This is a genomic window from Acidovorax kalamii, assembly GCF_002245625.1.
GTDB classification, from domain to species: domain Bacteria; phylum Pseudomonadota; class Gammaproteobacteria; order Burkholderiales; family Burkholderiaceae_C; genus Acidovorax; species Acidovorax kalamii.
Genome location: NZ_NOIG01000005.1, coordinates 1 through 18,534 on the forward strand (window position 1 = coordinate 1; position 18,534 = coordinate 18,534).

At 66.6% G+C, this 18,534-nt stretch carries 15 protein-coding genes; 9 read left to right on the forward strand and 6 right to left on the reverse strand.

Annotation, left to right across the window (positions count from 1 at the left end):
- The 6 genes from CBY09_RS07585 to CBY09_RS07610 form a co-directional block, all read left to right on the forward strand.
- A partial coding sequence (locus tag CBY09_RS07585) for an EAL domain-containing protein (protein ID WP_133066249.1) occupies window positions 1–276 on the forward strand: 276 nt, incomplete at its 5' end.
- Window positions 273–2,786, forward strand: coding sequence for an EAL domain-containing protein (locus CBY09_RS07590; protein ID WP_094288133.1), 2,514 nt, complete (start codon window positions 273–275; stop codon window positions 2,784–2,786). The genes CBY09_RS07585 and CBY09_RS07590, both read left to right, overlap by 4 nt.
- A 37-nt stretch (window positions 2,787–2,823) precedes the next feature.
- Entirely contained in the window at window positions 2,824–4,035 is a 1,212-nt protein-coding gene (locus tag CBY09_RS07595; RefSeq protein WP_094288135.1) for an FAD-dependent monooxygenase, read from the forward strand.
- Between the two features lie 327 nt (window positions 4,036–4,362).
- Window positions 4,363–6,285 carry a PrkA family serine protein kinase gene (locus CBY09_RS07600; protein ID WP_094288137.1) on the forward strand — a complete coding sequence of 641 codons (1,923 nt, stop codon included), beginning with the start codon at window positions 4,363–4,365 and terminating at the stop codon, window positions 6,283–6,285.
- A gap of 61 nt (window positions 6,286–6,346) precedes the next feature.
- Complete coding sequence (locus CBY09_RS07605) at window positions 6,347–7,612, forward strand: YeaH/YhbH family protein (protein ID WP_094288139.1); 1,266 nt, start codon at window positions 6,347–6,349, stop codon at window positions 7,610–7,612.
- On the forward strand, window positions 7,609–9,240 hold the full coding sequence (locus CBY09_RS07610; RefSeq protein WP_094288141.1) for a SpoVR family protein: 1,632 nt from the start codon (window positions 7,609–7,611) through the stop codon (window positions 9,238–9,240). The genes CBY09_RS07605 and CBY09_RS07610 overlap by 4 nt, the downstream gene beginning before the upstream one ends.
- 93 nt (window positions 9,241–9,333) lie before the next feature.
- Here CBY09_RS07610 and CBY09_RS07615 read toward each other — a convergent pair whose 3' ends face one another.
- Window positions 9,334–9,702 (reverse strand): MerR family transcriptional regulator, encoded by a 369-nt coding sequence (locus CBY09_RS07615; RefSeq protein ID WP_094288143.1) that lies wholly within the window; start codon window positions 9,700–9,702, stop codon window positions 9,334–9,336.
- Window positions 9,703–9,800: 98 nt separating this feature from the next.
- On the opposite strand from CBY09_RS07615, the gene CBY09_RS07620 reads away from it, so the two are divergent.
- Window positions 9,801–10,289, forward strand: a complete 489-nt coding sequence (locus CBY09_RS07620; RefSeq protein ID WP_094288145.1) for a hypothetical protein — start codon at window positions 9,801–9,803, stop codon at window positions 10,287–10,289.
- On the opposite strand, the gene CBY09_RS07625 is transcribed toward CBY09_RS07620, so the two are convergent.
- Window positions 10,255–11,439, reverse strand: coding sequence for an MFS transporter (locus CBY09_RS07625; RefSeq protein WP_094288147.1), 1,185 nt, complete (start codon window positions 11,437–11,439; stop codon window positions 10,255–10,257). The genes CBY09_RS07620 and CBY09_RS07625 overlap by 35 nt on opposite strands.
- A gap of 704 nt (window positions 11,440–12,143) precedes the next feature.
- On the opposite strand from CBY09_RS07625, the gene CBY09_RS07630 reads away from it, so the two are divergent.
- On the forward strand, window positions 12,144–12,506 hold the full coding sequence (locus tag CBY09_RS07630; RefSeq protein ID WP_063462535.1) for an MliC family protein: 363 nt from the start codon (window positions 12,144–12,146) through the stop codon (window positions 12,504–12,506).
- A 100-nt stretch (window positions 12,507–12,606) separates the two neighbouring features.
- Here CBY09_RS07630 and CBY09_RS07635 read toward each other — a convergent pair whose 3' ends face one another.
- Both CBY09_RS07635 and CBY09_RS07640 read right to left on the reverse strand, forming a co-directional pair.
- Window positions 12,607–13,143, reverse strand: a complete 537-nt coding sequence (locus CBY09_RS07635; RefSeq protein ID WP_133066250.1) for a hypothetical protein — start codon at window positions 13,141–13,143, stop codon at window positions 12,607–12,609.
- On the reverse strand, window positions 13,127–13,954 hold the full coding sequence (locus tag CBY09_RS07640; RefSeq protein ID WP_094288151.1) for a DUF6502 family protein: 828 nt from the start codon (window positions 13,952–13,954) through the stop codon (window positions 13,127–13,129). Before CBY09_RS07640 ends, CBY09_RS07635 begins: the two co-directional genes overlap by 17 nt.
- 200 nt (window positions 13,955–14,154) lie before the next feature.
- Here CBY09_RS07640 and CBY09_RS07645 point away from each other — a divergent pair, with 200 nt between their 5' ends.
- Complete coding sequence (locus CBY09_RS07645; RefSeq protein WP_165773879.1) at window positions 14,155–16,152, forward strand: beta-propeller domain-containing protein; 1,998 nt, start codon at window positions 14,155–14,157, stop codon at window positions 16,150–16,152.
- Window positions 16,153–16,294: 142 nt separating this feature from the next.
- On the opposite strand, the gene kynA is transcribed toward CBY09_RS07645, so the two are convergent.
- Complete coding sequence (gene kynA, locus CBY09_RS07650; RefSeq protein ID WP_094288155.1) at window positions 16,295–17,194, reverse strand: tryptophan 2,3-dioxygenase; 900 nt, start codon at window positions 17,192–17,194, stop codon at window positions 16,295–16,297.
- A gap of 2 nt (window positions 17,195–17,196) precedes the next feature.
- Complete coding sequence (kynU, locus tag CBY09_RS07655) at window positions 17,197–18,507, reverse strand: kynureninase (RefSeq protein ID WP_094288157.1); 1,311 nt, start codon at window positions 18,505–18,507, stop codon at window positions 17,197–17,199.
- Between the last annotated feature and the right edge of the window lie 27 nt (window positions 18,508–18,534).

An 18,534-nucleotide genomic window follows, 5' to 3' on the forward strand; every position in this document is an offset into this window, starting at 1 on the left:
ATCGACCAGAGCTTCGTGCGGGACGTGCTCTCGGACCCGAACGATGCGGCGATCGTGCGGACCATCCTGGCGCTGGCCAAGAGCCTGGACCTGGAGGTGGTGGCGGAGGGGGTGGAGACGACGGGGCAGCTGAGCTTTCTGAGGCTGCATGGGTGCGAGGGGTTCCAGGGGTATTTGTTTGGACGGCCCACCCCCATGGACATCTTTTTGCGTGAACAGCAACTGGGCCTGATGTCGCAACCCCTGGTGGCTGTGCCGGAAGGGCACAAGCCATGAACAACGTCGGCATCCTGTGGGTGGACATTGACACGCAGCATGCAGCGGCTGCGCGGCGGTTGATTTCCGAGCGTTACCCTGAATGGCGCGTGGTGAACAGCCCCACCCCCGAGACGGCCATGGCGCCTCTGGCCTCGCAGGCCTGGGATGCCGTGGTGATGTGCCTGCGGCCTTCAGAGCAGGAGCTGCCCGGCCTGCTGGAGCTGTGTGCCGGCCGCCCGGTGCTGATGTGCATCGACGCCACGCAGGAGGCGCTGGCCGCGCGGGCCTTCCGCTGCGGGCTGGGAGACTATGTGCTGCGCGAGCCTGACGACGTGTCGCACCTGAGCGAGCTGCTCAACCGCCTGGTGGCCCTGACGCAGGGCACCAAGGGTCAGGGCCAGCCCGTGCGCATGGTGGACGCCCGTATCTGGCAAGAGGCACTGACCATGCTGCAAGAGCAGCGCACGGCCCTGCAGGCCACGCTGGCCAGCATGAGCCAGGGCATCTTCAAGACGGGGCCCGATGGCCGCATCACCGTCTACAACCAGCGCGTGCTGGAGCTGCTGAATCTGCCCGAATCGCTGATGGCCACCCGCCCCACGCTGGCCGACCTGACGCGTGTGCAAGCCGAGCGCGGCGACTTTGGCGCGGGCTACAGCCTGGTGGACCGGCGCGGGCACGACTACGTGGCCCAGGGTGCGGTGGCCGCTGCCCCGGCGCTTTACTGGCGCACCACGCGCGATGGCCGTACCTTCGAGGTGCGCACCACCACGCTGGCCGACGGCAGCCTGGTGCGCACCTTTGCCGATGTGAGTGACTACGTGCGCGTCGAAAACGAGCTGCGCGAGAGTGAGGCGCGCTTCCGGTCACTGAGCGACCTGTCCTCTGACTGGTACTGGGAGCACGACGCCGAAGGCCGCTTTGTGCAGTTGGCGGGGGATCTGAGCGTGAACGGCATCCCGCTGTCGAGCGTGATGGGGCGCACCCGCTGGGAGATTGGTGCCCTCAACATGACCGAGGCCGACTGGGCCGCGCACCGCGCCGTGCTCGCGGCGCACCAGCCGTTTCGCGACCTGGAGCTGCAGCGCAAGCGCCTGGATGGCACCATGCACTGGATTTCGGTCAGCGGTGTGCCGGTGTTCGATGCGAATGGCGCGCTGCGCGGCTACCGGGGCGTGGGCCGCGACATCACCGAACGCAAGCAGGTCGAGAGCCAGATCGAGCGCCTGGCGTTTTACGACTCCCTCACCGGCCTGCCGAACCGCCGCCTGCTGGTGGACCGCCTGCAGCACGCCACGCTGGCCGTGGCGCGTTCAGACACCCAGGGCGCGCTGCTGTTCATCGACTTGGACAACTTCAAGGACCTCAACGACACCCTGGGGCATGACACCGGCGACCAGTTGCTGCTGCAGGTGGCCCAGCGCCTGAAGGCCTGTGTGCGCGAGTCCGACACCGTCGCCCGTTTTGGCGGGGACGAGTTCGTGGTGCTGGTGGAAGGCCTCAGCCCCGATGCGGACCATGCCAGTGCCGAGGCCGCGCTGGTGGCCAGCCACATTGCCACCACCCTCGGCAAGCCCTATGTGCTGGGCGATGCCAGCCACCACAGCTCGCCCAGCATTGGCATTGCGCTGTTTGGCCAGCAGCCGCTCAGTGTGGACGAACTGCTCAAGCACGCCGACCTGGCCATGTACCAGGCCAAAGCAGCGGGGCGCAACACGCAGCGCTTTTTTGACCCCGACATGCAGGCGGCGGTGAGCAACCGCTCGGCGCTGGAGGCTGACCTGCGCCGGGGGCTGCAGGAGAAGGAACTGGTGCTGTATTACCAGCCGGTGGTGGACGGCAAAGGCCGCCTGCAGGGGGCCGAGGCCCTGGTGCGCTGGCGCCATCCGCGCCGGGGCATGGTATCGCCCGCCGAATTCATCCCGCTGGCCGAACAGACCGGGCTCATCCTGCCGCTGGGCCAGTGGGTGATGGAGGCTGCCTGTGCCCAGCTGGTGGCCTGGTCGCGCAGCTCGCTCACGCGGCAGTTTTTCCTGTCCGTCAACGTGAGCGTGCGGCAGTTTCGCCAGCCTGACTTTGTGGAGCAGGTGCTGGGGGCGCTGGACGCCACGGGGGCCAACCCCGAGCGTCTCAAGCTTGAACTTACCGAGAGCCTGCTGTTGGCCGATGTCGAGGACATCATTGCGCGCATGGAACACCTGCGCCGCTACGGCGTGGGCTTTTCGCTCGACGACTTTGGCACCGGTTATTCGAGCTTGAGCTACCTCAAGCGCCTGCCGCTGGACCAGCTCAAGATCGACCAGAGTTTTGTGCGTGACCTGCAGACCGACCCCAATGACGCGGCCATCGTGCGCACCATCCTGGCCCTGGCCGACAGCCTGGACCTGGGCGTGGTGGCCGAGGGCGTGGAGACCACGGGCCAGCTCGAATTCTTGCAGCGCTACGGCTGCAAGGCCTTCCAGGGCTACCTGTTTGGCCGCCCCATGCCGCCCGAGGTGCTGGAACGGGCGTTGCGGCCTGCGCTATGACAAAAGCCACCGCCCTTTTGGGCGCGACAATGAATCCATGAAAAAACAGGTGTTGGTCGCCGGTGGCGGCATCGGCGGCTTGGCCGCTGCGTTGGGCGCCTCGCGCGCGGGCTGGGATGTGCGGCTGTACGAGCGCGCTGCCGCGTTCAGCGAAGTGGGCGCGGGCGTGCAGATCGGGCCCAATGTGGTGCGTCGCCTGCAGGCCTGGGGCTTGCAACAGGCGCTGCAGGCGGTGGCGGCTTTCCCCAGTCGCCTGCAGGTGCGCAATGCCGTGAGCGGCCGCGAGCTGGCGGTGCTGCCGCTGGGCCCCACAGCGGTGGAGCGCTACGGTGCGGCCTACGCCACCATCCACCGCGCCGACCTGCATGGCCTGCTGCTGCAGGGGGTCACCCAGGGCACTGACGCACAGCTGCATCTGGACCATGCCATCGACCGTTTTGCTGACAGCGGCGAAGTCGTCACCGTGCGCACCAGCCGGGGCAAGGAGGTGGAGGGCGATGCGCTGATTGGCGCCGATGGCCTGTGGAGCCGCACCCGCACCCAATTGCTGTGCACCATGCCACCGCGTGTGACGGGCCATCTGGCCTACCGCGCCCTGGTGCCGCAGCAGGCGCTGCCCGAGGCACTGCGCACCATCCAGGTCACCGCCTGGCTGGGCCCACGCCTGCATGCGGTGCAGTACCCCGTGCGCCGGGGCGAGCTGCAGAACATCGTCGTCATCGTGCAGGGCCCTGCACCACAGGACCTGGAGAACTGGGACCATGCCGCCAACGCTGCGGGCCTGGACCACGCGCTACAAGGCACCTGCACCACATTGCAGGACCTGGTGCGCGGTGTGAGTGATCACGCCCCGGCAGGCTGGCGTCTGTGGCCGCTGTGCGACCGCCCGCCCGTGCGCGCCGCCGACGAGATGGCGCGCGGCCTGGTGGGCCTGCTGGGCGATGCCGCCCACCCCATGCGCCCCTACCTGGCCCAGGGCGCGGGCATGGCGATCGAGGATGCCGCCGAGCTGCAGCGGGCGCTGGCCATGCACGACCTGGAGGTGCCGCTGCGCCTCACGCGTTATGCCCTCAACCGCTGGCAGCGCAACGCCCGCGTGCAGGCGCGTTCCATCCGCAATGGGCGCATTTTTCATGCCACAGGGTTGGTGCGGTGGGGGCGGGACGGGGCGCTGCGCCTGCTGGGTGAGCGCTTGCTGGATGTGCCCTGGCTGTACCGCGGCGATGGTGCAGGCGCCAGTGCGCTGTGAGTGCTTGGTGACGGGCAGGACTGCCGCGTGGGCCCTGTTGCAAGCATCGGGTTCAGGGCGCTTTTGAGCGTGTAGGCAGCCCCCGCAGGTTGTCAGGACATTCCCTATCCGGGGCAACCCGTGCAGGCCACGCGCAGGCTGAACTTTGCGCAGTATGCCGTGCTCTACCGCAGTGTGTGCAAAGCGCCAAAAAGGCAACGGATGTGACCACGAATTTGCTGTTCAAGCGCAGGCCGTGGTGCTACAAAGAGCCAAGCCGGTAGCGATTCCCACTGCAACACCGTGGCACTTCCCGAGCCCGCCGGGGGTGCCGCCACAGGAGGTCGTATGGATGCCATCAGCAATTTCGCCGCGCGCTACGCCCGTAGCCGTGAAGAGGAAATGTCGATCGACGAGTACCTCGCCGAGTGCAAGCGCGACCCGATGGCGTTTGCCACGGCCGCCCAGCGCATGCTGGCCGCCATTGGCGAGCCCGAAATGGTGGACACGCGCAACGACCCGCGCCTGTCGCGCCTGTTTGCCAACAAGGTCATCAAACGCTACCCCGCCTTTGCCGAGTTTTACGGCATGGAAGACTCCATCGAGCAGGTGGTGAGCTTCTTCCGCCATGCGGCGCAGGGGCTGGAAGAGCGCAAGCAGATCCTCTACCTGCTCGGCCCCGTGGGCGGCGGCAAAAGCTCGATCGCCGAGCGGCTCAAGTACCTCATGCAGAAGGTGCCGTTCTATGCGCTCAAGGGGTCGCCGGTCAACGAATCACCACTGGGCCTGTTCGATGCGATGGAGGACGGGCCCGTGCTGGAAGAGCAGTTCGGCATCCCCCGGCGCTACCTGCAGCGTGTGCTGTCGCCCTGGGCCGTGAAGCGGCTCGAAGAGTTTGGCGGTGACATCCGCCAGTTCCGGGTGGTCAAGCGCTACCCCAGCATCATGAAGCAGGTGGGCATCGCCAAGACCGAGCCGGGCGACGAGAACAACCAGGACATTTCCAGCCTGGTGGGCAAGGTGGACATCCGCAAGCTCGAAACCTATGCCCAGGACGACACCGATGCCTACAGCTACAGCGGCGGCCTGTGCCTGGCCAACCAGGGGCTGCTCGAATTTGTGGAAATGTTCAAGGCGCCCATCAAGGTGCTGCACCCGCTGCTCACGGCCACGCAGGAGGGCAACTACAAGGGCACGGAAGGCTTTGGCGCCATACCGTTCGATGGCGTGGTGCTGGCCCACAGCAATGAGAGCGAGTGGAAGGCGTTTCGCAACAACAAGAACAACGAGGCGTTTCTCGACCGCATCTACATCGTCAAGGTGCCGTATTGCCTGCGGGTGAGCGAAGAAACCCGCATCTACGAAAAACTCATCCGCGAGTCGTCGCTGGGCAACGCCGTGTGTGCGCCGGGCACGCTCAAGATGATGGCGCAGTTCGCTGTCCTCACACGGCTGAAGGAGCCCGAGAACTCCAGCATCCTCAGCAAGATGCAGGTCTACGACGGCGAGAGCCTGAAGGACACCGACCCCCGCGCCAAGAGCTACCAGGAGTACCGCGACTATGCGGGCGTGGACGAGGGCATGACGGGCATCTCCACCCGCTTTGCGTTCAAGATCCTCTCGAAGGTGTTCAACTTCGACAGCGCCGAGGTGGCTGCCAACCCGGTGCACCTGATGTATGTGCTGGAGCAGCAGATCGAGCGCGAGCAGTTCCCCGCCGAACTGGAGACCAAGTACACCGGCTACATCAAGGAGTTTCTGTCGCCGCGTTATGCCGAGTTCATCGGCAAGGAGATCCAGACCGCCTACCTGGAAAGCTACAGCGAGTACGGCCAGAACATCTTCGACCGCTACGTGACCTACGCCGACTACTGGATCCAGGACAACGAGTACCGCGACACCGACACCGGCGAGGTGTTCGACCGGGGCGCGCTCAATGCCGAGCTGGAGAAGATCGAGAAGCCCGCAGGCATTGCCAACCCCAAGGACTTCCGCAACGAGATCGTCAACTTCGTGCTGCGGGCCCGGGCCAACAACCAGGGCAAGAACCCGAGCTGGACGAGCTACGAAAAACTGCGCCTGGTGATCGAGAAGAAGATGTTCTCGAACACCGAGGAGCTGCTGCCGGTGATCAGCTTCAACGCCAAGGCCAGCGCCGAGGAGGCGCGCAAACACGAGGACTTCGTCACCCGCATGGTGAACAAGGGCTATACGCCCAAGCAGGTGCGCCTGCTGTGCGAGTGGTACCTGCGCGTGCGCAAGAGCAGCTAGTTGATCGATGGGTTGGCCAGCGTGCCGTTCTGGGGCGCCGGTCCATGAAGGGGGCAAGTGGATGGCATTGCAAATCATCGACCGCAGGCTCGCAGGCAAGAACAAGTCCGTCGGCAACCGCGAGCGTTTTGTCCGCCGCTTCAAGGAGCAGATTGCGGACAGCGTGCGCCGCGCCGTGTCGCAGCGCGGCATCCGCGAGATCGAGCAGGCCGAGAACATCACCATCCCCAAGAAGGACATCGGCGAGCCCGTGTTCCACCACGGCCAGGGCGGCATCCGCGACATGGTGCACCCCGGCAATGCCGAGCATGTGCGCGGCGACCGCATCGAGCGGCCCAAGGGCGGCAGTGGCCGTGGCTCGCAGGCCAGCGATGGCGGGGAGGGCGAGGACGACTTCACCTTCACGCTGACCAAGGAAGAGTTCATGCAGCTCTTTTTTGAAGACCTGGCGCTGCCGCACCTGCTGCGCACCCACATCGGCGAGAACCCGCTGTGGAAGTCGCGCCGCGCGGGCTACAGCCAGGACGGAATCCCCAACAACCTGGCCGTGCTGCGCACCATGCGCGGCGCTTTGGGGCGGCGCATTGCGCTGGGCAAGTCCGCGCACCGCGAGCTGCTGGTGCTGCAGGCCGAGCTGGACGCCCTGCTGGCGCAGGACGATGGCACCAGCGAGGCCGTGGCCGCGCTGCAGCGCCGCATTGATGCGCTGCAGGTGCGCATCGGTCGCATCCCTTACCTCGACCCCATCGACCTGCGCTTTCGGGCCCGTATCCAGGTGCCGGTGCCCAACAGCCAGGCGGTGATGTTCTGCCTGATGGATGTCTCGGGCTCCATGGACGAGGCGCGCAAGGACCTGGCCAAGCGCTTCTTCATCCTGCTGTACCTGTTCCTCACGCGGCACTACGAGAAGATCGACATCGTCTTCATCCGCCACCACACCCAGGCCGCCGAGGTGAGCGAGGAGCAGTTCTTCCACTCCACCGAAAGCGGCGGCACGGTGGTGAGCAGCGCGCTGGTGCTGCTCGACCAGATCATCCGCGCGCGCTACCCCAGCGGTGACTGGAACATCTACGTGGCCCAGGCCAGCGATGGCGACAACTTCACCAACGACAGCGGCAACTGCCGCAACCTGCTGGTGGACCGGATCCTGCCGCTGGTGCGCTACTTTGCCTACGTGCAGGTGGCGGAGGAGGAGCAGAACCTGTGGGAGGAATACAGCCAGCTGTTGCCGGAGTTCTCGCACTTCGCCATGCGCAAGGTGTCGCAGCCCAGCGAGATCTACCCGGTGTTCCGCGACCTCTTCAAGAAGGAAGGGGTGCCGCTATGAGCAACATGGCCCAGTACCCGGTGCTGGAGCGCCGCATCCACGACAACCCCTGGAAGGCGGCCGCCGTGGGCGAGCGCCGCCACCATGCCGTGCCCGAGCAGCCTCTGCCCCCCGGGGCGCGGCCTGCCGAGCCGCTGCCTGACCCGAGCGACTGGACGTTCGACCTCATCGAGCGCTACCACGCGGCCATCGCGGCCACAGCCGCGCGTTTTGGCCTCGACACCTATCCCAACCAGCTCGAAATCATCACCGCCGAACAGATGATGGACGCCTACTCCAGCGTGGGCATGCCGGTGAACTACCGCCACTGGAGCTACGGCAAGGAGTTTCTGGCCACCGAGCGGCGCTACCGGCGCGGGCACATGGGGCTGGCGTATGAGATCGTCATCAACTCCAACCCCTGCATCAGCTACCTGATGGAGGAGAACACCACCGCCATGCAGGCGCTGGTGATTGCCCATGCGGCCTACGGGCACAACAGCTTCTTCAAGGGCAACTACCTGTTTCGCATGTGGACGGACGCGTCCAGCATCATCGACTACCTGGTGTATGCCAAGGACTATGTGGCGCAGTGCGAGGAACGCTATGGTTTTGACGAGGTCGAGCGCATCCTTGACTCCTGCCACGCGCTGGCCAACTTCGGGGTGGACCGCTACCGCCGCCCGTCCAAGAAAAACCTGGCGCGCGAGCGGCTGGAGCGCGCGCAGCGCGAGGCCTATGCCCAGCAGCAGATCAACGAGCTGTGGCGCACCCTGCCCACGCGGCCCGGCAAGGACGACGCCGTGCCCGAACACAACCGCTTTCCGCAGGAGCCGCAGGAGAACATCCTGTATTTCATCGAGAAGAATGCGCCCCTGCTGGAGCCCTGGCAGCGTGAGATCGTGCGCATCGTGCGCAAGATCGCGCAGTACTTCTACCCCCAGCGCCAGACGCAGGTCATGAACGAGGGCTGGGCCACCTTCTGGCACTACACGCTGCTCAACACCCTGTATGACGAGGGCTACCTGAGCGACGGCGTAATGATCGAATGGCTGGGCTCGCACACCAACGTGGTCTTTCAGCCGCCCGTGGGCCACCGGGCCTACAGCGGCATCAACCCCTATGCGCTGGGCTTTGCCATGTACCGCGACATCCAGCGCATCTGCCAGAACCCCACGGCCGAAGACCGGCGCTGGTTCCCCGACATCGCGGGCATGCCCTGGCTGCCTGCGCTGGACCATGCCATGCGCAACTTCAAGGACGAGAGCTTCATCGGCCAGTACCTGAGCCCGCACCTGATGCGCGAAATGCGCCTGTTTGCGCTGCACGACGACGCCAGCCAGGGCGACCTGGTGGTCAGCGAGATCCACGACGAGAACGGCTACCGCAACCTGCGCCAGATGCTGTCGCAGCAGTACGACCTGGGCACGCGCGAACCCAACATCCAGGTCTGGAACGTGAACCTGCGCGGCGACCGCAGCCTGACCCTGCGCCACACCCAGTACCAAAGCCGCCCGCTGGCCGACGACACCCAGGAGGTGCTCAGGCATGTGGCCCGCCTGTGGGGCTTTGGCGTGCAGATCGAAGGGGTGGACGCCTATGGCAACCACCCGGTGCTACTGCACGTGGTGCCTGCGCCTGCGGCGTGAGGCCACATACGCCTTGTTTGCTATACATTTAATAGCTAATAAGGTAATGTGGGCGCGCGGTAAGCCCTGTTTTTATTCAAATTTTTGATCTGATCAGGCGGTGTGAAGGCCCCGGGTGTGCAGCGGGCAGTCGGTGGCCACGCGCTCGGCCAGGGTCTGGCGCAGGGCCTGCAGCGCCGCAATGCGCGTGTCGATCTCGCCCAGCTTGCTGGCCAGCACCTGGTTCAGCAGCGGACCGGGTTCGGGGGCGTCCCAGATCATGGGCAGCCGGTCGCCAATCTCGGCCAGCGTAAAGCCCAGCTGTTGCGCCGTGCGGATGTACTGCACCAGCGTCACCACCTCGGGCGGGTAGTCGCGGTAGCCATTGGCCAGGCGCCGCGCACGGATCAGGCCCTGCTGTTCATAAAACCGCAGCGCCTCGCGGCTCAGGCCCGAGGCCGTGGCCAGTTCTCCAATCAGCATCGCGTGCTCCCTCCACAACGTCACAAAGTGCTTGACCCTGAAGCGTACTTCAAGGTGGAAGCTCGGGGCTTCATCCATTCCCTGAGGGTCTTTTTTCCATGCACATCCCCGCCTTGCCTTCTGCCCGTTACCTGCGCATCGTGCGCGCCAGCGGTTGGTACGACCTGCTCGTCACCTGGCCGTTTGCCCTGCCCTGGACCTTTGCCTGGCTCTACGCGCAGCTGAACCTGCTGGCCCAGGCACTTGGCTTGCCCGGCACGCTGCACCCGCTCGACACCACCCACATGCTGCTGGCCAACCTGCTGGGCTCGGTGGTGGTGGTGTGGTCGGTGGCGCGCATCGTGGCGCCCACGCTGCTGCTGGGGCGGCTGGATGGCGTGGCGCGCTTTTTGTTTGCTGCCTGGCAGATCTACGCCGTGGCGCACGGGGCCAATGCCATCGTGCTGGGCTTCACCGCGTTCGAGCTGGTGTTTGGCGTGCTGCAGTGGTGGCGCGTGCAAGGTGCAGGCATGGCCCTGTGCCCGCCGGGCAACACGCGGGTCAGTGAGCGGCTCAGTGCGCAGGGGCCGGTGCGGGCAGGCACCTGAAGGCAATGGCGCCTGTCGCCAGCATGCCCGCAATGGTCAGCATCACTGCCACATACGGGTCCAGGCCCCGCGCGGCGGCCAGCGAGGCGGCCAGGCCCGTCACCCACTGCATCAGCGCCACGCCCAGAAACAGGGCCATGGTGAACACTGCCATGGCCCGCCCGGTCATCGCGGCCGGGTAGGACGAACGCACGTCGGCGTACTGCAGCACCATGTAGCCCGACAGCAGGCCCACAGCAATCGAGCCCGCCACGTCCAGCCATTCGGCGTGCAACAGGCCGATGGCCACAAACAGCACGGCCAGCAGCAGCGTGAAGCCCACCAGCCAGCGCCTGCGCCGGCCAGGCCCGGGGTCAATGCGCCCGAAGTAGGCCGGGGTGAACAGCGACACCAGCGACGAGAGCATGGCCACGTTGCCGCTGGCCAACAGGCTGTAGCCATGCCGCTCGATGAGCAGCGGCCCCAGCCACAGCCCGCGCAGCGTGAGGAAGGAGGCATAGGTCATCAGCCCCAGCAGCATGATGCCGGCCGTGTGCGGCAGCAGGAACAGCGCACCAAAGCCGCGCACTGCGGCACCGACCGATTCGCGCGGCAGCGTGCTGTGTGCATGCTGCACGGGCTCGTGCACCTTCCAGAAGATCAGCAGCCAGGCCAGGGCGGCCAGCCCGGCCAGCACGCCAAACCCCAGGCGCCAGGACGACTGCTGCACCAGCCAGGCCAGCGGCGTGCCGGTGAACAGCATGCCCAGCCCGCCCACGCCCATGGCGATGCCCGACACCATCGCAAACCGGCTGGCCGGAAAGTAGCGCGCAATGAACACGGTGCACACCAGAAAGGCGGGCGCGCAGCCCACCCCAATCAGCACCTGCCCCAGCAGCACCCCGCCATAGCCGGGCGCGAGTGCCGACAGCAGGGCACCCGCAATGGTGAGCGGGAAGGCCACCAGCAGCGTGCGCCGCACGCCATACAGGTCGATGCCGACGCCCATGAACAGCTGCATGGTGCCGAACGCAAACGCGAAAGCCCCGGCAAACACCCCCAGCGCCTCGGCCGACAGCCCGAACTCCGCCCGCAACCCGGTGGCCATGATCGCCGTGATGGTGCGAAACGCCTGGCTCAGCGCAAAGCCCGACACCAGCGCCAGCAGCATGGCCCAGGCGGCGCGGGATGAAAGAAGCGGGGCGGGTTGCGAAGCGGGCGGAGGGGCAGGCAGGGGGGTGGGCACAGGTGCGGGTCTCCAGGGCAGAAGTCAGCGGCTGCCGGCACAGGGGCACTGGCCGCAGGGCCCTGCGAGGTTACCTGCACCTGGAGAAGCGGGCTGTCACCCAGGGACGTGCGGGGTGCGGCTGTGCGGGCACGTGGGGGGCTTGGAGGGGTTTCCTAGGGTATGTCCCAGTCCCCGATGCCTATGCCCCACCAAGACGGTCGGATGCTGATGGTTTTGAGTTGCCCATCACTGTAATCAAATGTTTCTTGCAGTATTGGGTCTTCTGGTGCGATCAATTCAACCTCACTCCGGGGCCCGGGCGCCCGTCATGAGGGCGCCACAGGGCGCGAACAGACTTTAGAGGCAGCTCTCGATGTGGGGATCACCCCAATGACGGGGCTGCAGGGCCTGGGGCACCCTTGGGGTCATGTGCTGCGCCGGGTGTTGTTCACGGCTCTGGAATCGCTGGTTTCGGTCTCTCGCAAGCAGGATGGCGCAGGCAGTGGGTGGTGCCAGATGAATGGCAAGGTTTGTGCTTAGGTGGCTGGCAGGGGCTTTTGAACAGGCCCCGGTGGCCGGTGGCCACAGGCCGTTGGATGGAAGTTGTCGGGCGCACCCAGGGTGCGCTGCGATGTCAGGAGTGACCGATGAAGACGATGGTTTTGCTGGGTTCGGGTGCGTTGGCCACCCTCTTGTTGTCGGGCTGCGCAAGCCAGCCCCCGGCCATGCAGGCGTTCAGCGCTCCGGCAGACGGCAACAGCATGCAGTACGCCTGTGGCAACGGCGAGAAGGTCGAAATGCAGTTCTACCCTGACCAGGGCCGCAGCGTGATGCGCCGCAGTGGCTGGACGGTGGAGCTGCCCCGGCAGGTGGCAGAAACCGGCTACGCCTACAGCAACGGCCCCACCACGGTGCTGGGCAAGGGCAATGAGCTGACCATCCAGATTGGCCACCTGGCACCGATCTGGTGCCGCAGCAACCGTTCCATGATGGTGGCCGAGATCAAGTAACAGGGTTTTCTCTTTTCACCTCCCGGCCGCTGGCCGGTGGGTCGGGTTCCAGGGGCCTGCGCAGTGTGGCTGCGCAGGCCCTTTTCCGTTTCAGGCCGTTTCAGGGCGTGCCCGGTGCGCAGGCCTCGGGGGCCGTGGCAGCGGGGCGCTGCTCCAGGGTCAAGGGCGCAATCAGGTGGTTGCCCTGTGCATCCCGCACGGTGACGGCCACCTCGCGGCTGCTGTCGGCGCGGGTGTCGCTGAACTGCAGGCGCATCTCGGCGGCCACGGTGCGGGTCTGCACCTGGCCGTCGGCCAGCTCCGTGGTTTCCAGGGTGCCGTTCAGCACGGCCAGGCCGGTGGCATCGATCTCCCACGGGCCGGTGAACACAAAGTGGCGGCAGGTGACGGTCAGCTCCACCCGCTCGTTCTCCAGCCGCAACTCGGTGCTGCCGCAATGCTGCGCGCAAGGGGCGCCAACGGCGAAGCCGCTGCCCGAGAAGCCAAGCACACCATTGATGGGCCCGGTGCCCGTGCCCCCGGTGCCAGGCCCGCAGGCGGCCAGCACCAGCAAGGTGGCGGCCGTGGCCAGCAGCCGGGCTGTGCGCTGGGCCATAAGCCGGGCCATGTGGGCCCAGAGTTCAGGAAGGACGTTCATCTTTGTCTGCGGCATAGAAGTAGCTGCCAAAGCGGGCGCGCCGGTTGCGCTCGCCGGGCGGGGTGTTTTTCTGGTCGTGGTCGTAGCGGGCCTGCGCCTCGGTCATCACGGTCTTGAAAGCCTGGCGCCAGGCCCTGGCGGCCACCACGTGCAGGCGGTGGGCGGACTCTGCGCTCAGCTGGTCCACAAACACGGCCTGCTCCAGGTAGTTGTGCTCGCCCTCCAGGTTGAGGCTGGCGGCGGCCAGGTGGTCGTGCAGGTTCTCCTGCATCAGCTGCGCCATCTCGGCAAAGCCCTGGCGCGGCACAAAACCAGCGGCCAGCAGGCGGATCTGGCCGTCCTCGCCTTCCTCGGCCATGCCCAGGCGCACCAGCTCGTCAAGCACCGCGCGGGGCCGCACATCGCTGCTGATGCTGGCCACCAGTCCGTCAAAGTGCGGGGGCTCGCCGCTGCGGGGCAGGGGGCGGGGTTGGCCCTCGTCGTCCAGGCAATCGGTCTGGCTCAGCCAGCGCGCGGCCACCTGGCTGGCCATGTTCAGCGGGGTTTCGCCCGCTTCTTCTTCGGCAGAAGGTTCGGCCAGGCGGCCCAGGTTGCGCACGTCGCGCCGGTGCACGCCCGACATCAGGCTCACCGCGCTGTCGGTGGCCTTCTTGCCCGTGCGCTGCAGCTCGTCGTGCGCGGCGTCCAGAAACACCTTCTTCATCGCCGCTGCAAACGCGGGGTAGGCCACGCCGTTGCGCAGCAGCAGGCGCGCCAACGGGCGCAGCACGTGCAGGGCAGAGGCCAGAACGATGGCGGAGCGGGAGGGCATGAAAACAGAACCGGCGCGCGGTAGGTGTCAGGGTCAGGCCGTGATTGTCATCTGGTTGACGCGTGGAAATTGTGTGGGATATTATCCCACTTATCTGCGAGATGGGATGGGCAAGCTTCCACCCCGCCATGCAGATCACAGGTATCCACAGGGAGAAAAATCACATGACGAACCGAAGGTTGATAAAGAAAGTGGCGGGCATGTCCTATGTCTCGCCCGCATGGCTGGCCGTGGCCACGGCCGCATTCGTGGCGGGTTGCGGCGGGGGGGAGGGCGGCAACCCGCAGACGCCCAACGAGGCGCGGCTGCAGGTGGCGCGGTCGGGCGATCTGGTGGCCTACTTCAAGGCCAAGATCGCGCAGCGGGTGGCGCTGGGTTACCCCGGCACGGCCATCACCGTGCCCACCGTGGGGGGCCTGAGCAGCGCAGGCAGCGTGGTCACCCACACCGGCGCACCTCTGGCAGGTGCGGTGGTGGAGGAAGACGGCCTCATCAAGGCCGAGGGCACCATGCTGTACGGCCTGCACCGCGCCTACGCCACCGACACCGGCCGCGAGCCGCCGCGTCTGACTGCCCAGGCGCGCGCCGCCGACGGCAGCCTGGCCAGCGTGGGCCGCGCCACGCTGGATGCCAAGTTCATCCCCCAGGGCTTTTATGTGGCGGGCGGCGGCACACGCGCCGCCGTGCTGTCGCAGCAAGACCCGTACGCCGACCGCCAGCCCGTGGTGGCTGCGGCCGACGCCAGCATCACCGTGGTGCCCGAATACAGCCGCATGCTGTCGCTCGACCTGTTCGCGATCAGCAAGGACATGGCGCCCGCGCAGCTCAAGCAGATGCGCATCGACGGACTTCTGGTGGGCAGCCGCCTGATCGGCAACACGCTGTACCTGGTCACCACCTGGTCGCCCGACCTCACCCGCTTCACCGTGCATGCGGGCGCCTCGGCATCGGCGGTGCAGACGGCGCTCAAGGACCTGAACACTGCCGCACTGATCCCCACCCTGCGCGTGGACGGCGGCCAGCCCCAGCCGCTGGTGAACGAGGCCGACTGCCTGGTGCAGACAGGCAATGCCTCGCTGTCGCTGCAGCTCACCTCCATCACGGCCATTGACCTCACCTCGTCCAGCCTGGCGCGCACCAGCCGCTGTTTTGCGGGTGGCAGCGAAGCCGTGCACCTGGGCGCGCGCAGTGTGTATGTGGCCAGCTCGCGCCAGTACCGCTATGGCGGCGACGTGATCAATGCCGTGTTCCCGGCCGACAGCCGCACCGACATCCACAAGTTCAGCTTCCGTGGTGCGCAGGTGGACTACGACGCCTCGGGCAGTGTGGACGGCCACCTGGGCTGGGACCTGCGCCGCATGCCGTCGCGCCTGAACGAGTACCAGAACGACTTGCGCGTGCTGACCTTCACCGGCAAGACGGGCCAAAGTGGCATGCCGCCGGTGACCATCCAGGCCCAGCAGGCCTCCCCCGCGCTGCTGACCGTGCTGCGCGACAGCGGCCGCGACAACCACCTGAGCCCGCAGGCCAAGCTGCCCATCCGGCTGCGCACGGCGCGGGGCGATCAGCAGATCGACAACGTGTTTTTTGCAGGCACCCGGGCCTATGCCACCCCCTTTGCCACCACCGAACCCGTGTGGGTGCTGGACCTGGCCAACCCCGCCAACCCCACGGTGGCGGGCGAGCTGGCGGCGGGCGGCCATGCCGACCACCTGGTGCCGCTGCCAAACGGCCTGCTGCTGGGGGTGGGCAAGGACAGCGCCCTGGGCGGCGTGGCCGACGGCATTCAGCTGGCGGTGTTTGACGTGCGCAATGCCGCGCAGGGCAAGCGCCTGGCCACGCAGACGGTGGGCGGCCGGGGCAGCATCACCACACTCGACAGCACCCGGCCCGTGCTCAACCTACAGGTGGTGGAAGGCAAGGTGCGCCTGGCGTTCCCGGCCCGCGTCTACCAGGCGCCCACCGGGGTGGGCACGCCCCCGCCCGTGCGGGGCTACCAGGGCGCCCTGCGGCTGGAGGTGAACACGACCACCGGCGCGCTCGCCCAGCGCTCCATGGTGGTGTCCACACCCATCCTGAACGGCGACACGCCCGGGCTGTACAGCCGCTTTGACATTGCCAACGAACGCAGCCTGCAGGTGGACAACCTGGCCTACCAGCTCTCGGGCGGGCAGGTGTTTGCCAAGGCCGGAGACTGAAGCGCACGCCGAGTGCAGATCAGGGAGAGAACTATAAAAACCATAGCTGCCAGCGCTTTCCTGTAGGGCGCAGGCAGCAGTTAGAAGGCCTGTTCACCGGGGTGGTGAGCAGGCCTGTTTTTTTTGCGGTGTGCCGCCGTGCTTACAGGTCCGTGCGCAGCTTCCAGATTTCGGGGAACAGCACCACGTCGAGCATCTTGCGCAGGTAGCTCACCCCGCCCGTGCCGCCCGTGCCGCGCTTGAAGCCGATCACGCGCTCCACCGTGGTCACGTGGCGGAAGCGCCAGAGGCGGAAGGCGTCTTCCAGGTCGGTCAGCTCCTCGCCCAGCTGGTACAGGTCCCAGTGCTTCTCGGGGTTGCGGTACACGGTGAGCCAGGCCTGCTCCACCGCATCGTTTTCTACATAAGGCTGTGTCCAGTCGCGTTCGGTGTGGCTGGCGGGCACGGCCAGGCCGCGCCGGGCCATCAGGCGCAGGGCCTCGTCATACAGTGAGGGGGCTTCGTACGTGGCCTGCACCTGGGCCAGCAGGTCGGCGCGGTGCTCGTGGGGCTTGAGCATGGCGCGGTTCTTGTTGCCCATCGAAAACTCGATGCAGCGGTACTGGTAGCTCTGGAACCCGCTGGACTGGCCCAGGTACGGGCGCATGGCGCTGTACTCGGGCGGCGTCATGGTGGCCAGCACGTCCCACGCGTGCACCAGCTGCTCCATGATCTTGCTGACGCGCGCCAGCATCTTGAACGCGGGCGGCAGCTCGTCGCGCGCAATGTGGCCGATGGCTGCGCGCAGCTCGTGCAGCATGAGCTTCATCCACAGTTCGCTGGTCTGGTGCTGCACGATGAACAGCATCTCGTCGTGCGCGGGCGACAGCGGCTTTTGTGCGGTGAGGATGGCGTCGAGCTGCAGGTAGTCGCCGTAGCTCATGCTCTGGCTGAAGTCGAGCTGTGCGCGCTCTTCATGCACGATGGATTCGGGCAGGGCAGATGCTGCGTTGTCGCCTGGGTTGGCGTTGGCCGGTGTGTTGGAGTGGGAGAAGGGGCACATGATCAGGTCACTGCATGGGTCTGGTTGAACTCAGGCTTTCGCCACTCGCCACTCTCCAGCACCTGGCGCAGGTGCTCCACGGCGTTCCACACGTCTTCAAAGCCCAGGTACAGCGGCGTAAAGCCAAAGCGCAGGATGTCCTTGTGGCGGCCCGTGCCGCCGTCGCCCTTGCGGAAGTCGCCAATCACGCCGCGTGCAATCAGCGCCTGCACGATGGCGTAGGCGCCGCTGCCCTGGCCGTTCACGCCCGCGCCTTCGTCGCGCGTCAGGCACACCTGCGAGCCGCGCTGGGCATGGTCACGCGGCGTGGCCAGGCCCAGGCCGTGGCCTGTGCAGCGCTCTTCCACCAACTGGATGAACAGGTCGGTGAGCGCCAGCGACTTGGTGCGCAGCGCGGCCATGCCGCCCAGGCTTTGTGCGGCGGTGAACACATCCAGACCGCATTGCAAGGCCGACAGGCTGATGATGGGTTGCGTGCCGCACAGGTAGCGCGTGATGCCCGGGGCGGGCTGGTAGTCGGGTGTAAAGGCAAACGGTGCGGCATGGCCCCACCAGCCGGACAGCGGCTGCCAGAAGCGGCTGGCATGGCGCGGATGCACCCACACAAAGGCGGGTGCGCCGGGGCCGCCGTTCAAATATTTGTAGCCGCAGCCAATCGAGAAATCTGCGCCTGCGCCGTTCAGATCGACCGGCACCGCGCCCGCGCTGTGTGCCAGGTCCCACACGCACAGAATGCCCTGGGCGTGCGCAGCGGCGGTGATGGCGGCCATGTCGTGCATGGCGCCGGTGCGGTAGTTCACGTGGGTGAGCATCAGCACGGCCACGTCGCTGGTCAGCGCTGCGGTGATCTCTTCAGGCTCCACCAGCACCAGCTCCAGGCCGCGCTCCTTGCACAGGCCTTCGGCAATGTAGAGGTCGGTGGGGAAGTTGCTGCGCTCGCTCACGATGCGCTTGCGCGCGGGGCTGTCTTCGCGCGCAATGTTCAGCGCCGCGCTCAGCACCTTGTAGAGGTTGATGGAGGTGCTGTCGGTGCACACCACTTCATCCTTGCCCGCGCCAATCAGCGGGGCGAGCTGGTTGCCCAGGCGCTGGGGCAGGTCGAACCAGCTGGCGGTGTTCCACGATTTGATGAGGTCGGTGCCCCATTCGCGGGTGACCACATCGGCCACGCGTGCGGCGGCGGCCTTGGGGGCCACGCCCAGTGAATTGCCGTCCAGGTAGATCACGCCCGGGGGCAGGGCGAAGTGGCTGCGCAGCGGCGCCAGGGGGTCTTGCGCGTCGAGCGCGCGGCAGTCTTGCAAGGTGGTGGTCATGGTGTTCAGAGTGGTTTGCTTCTGTTT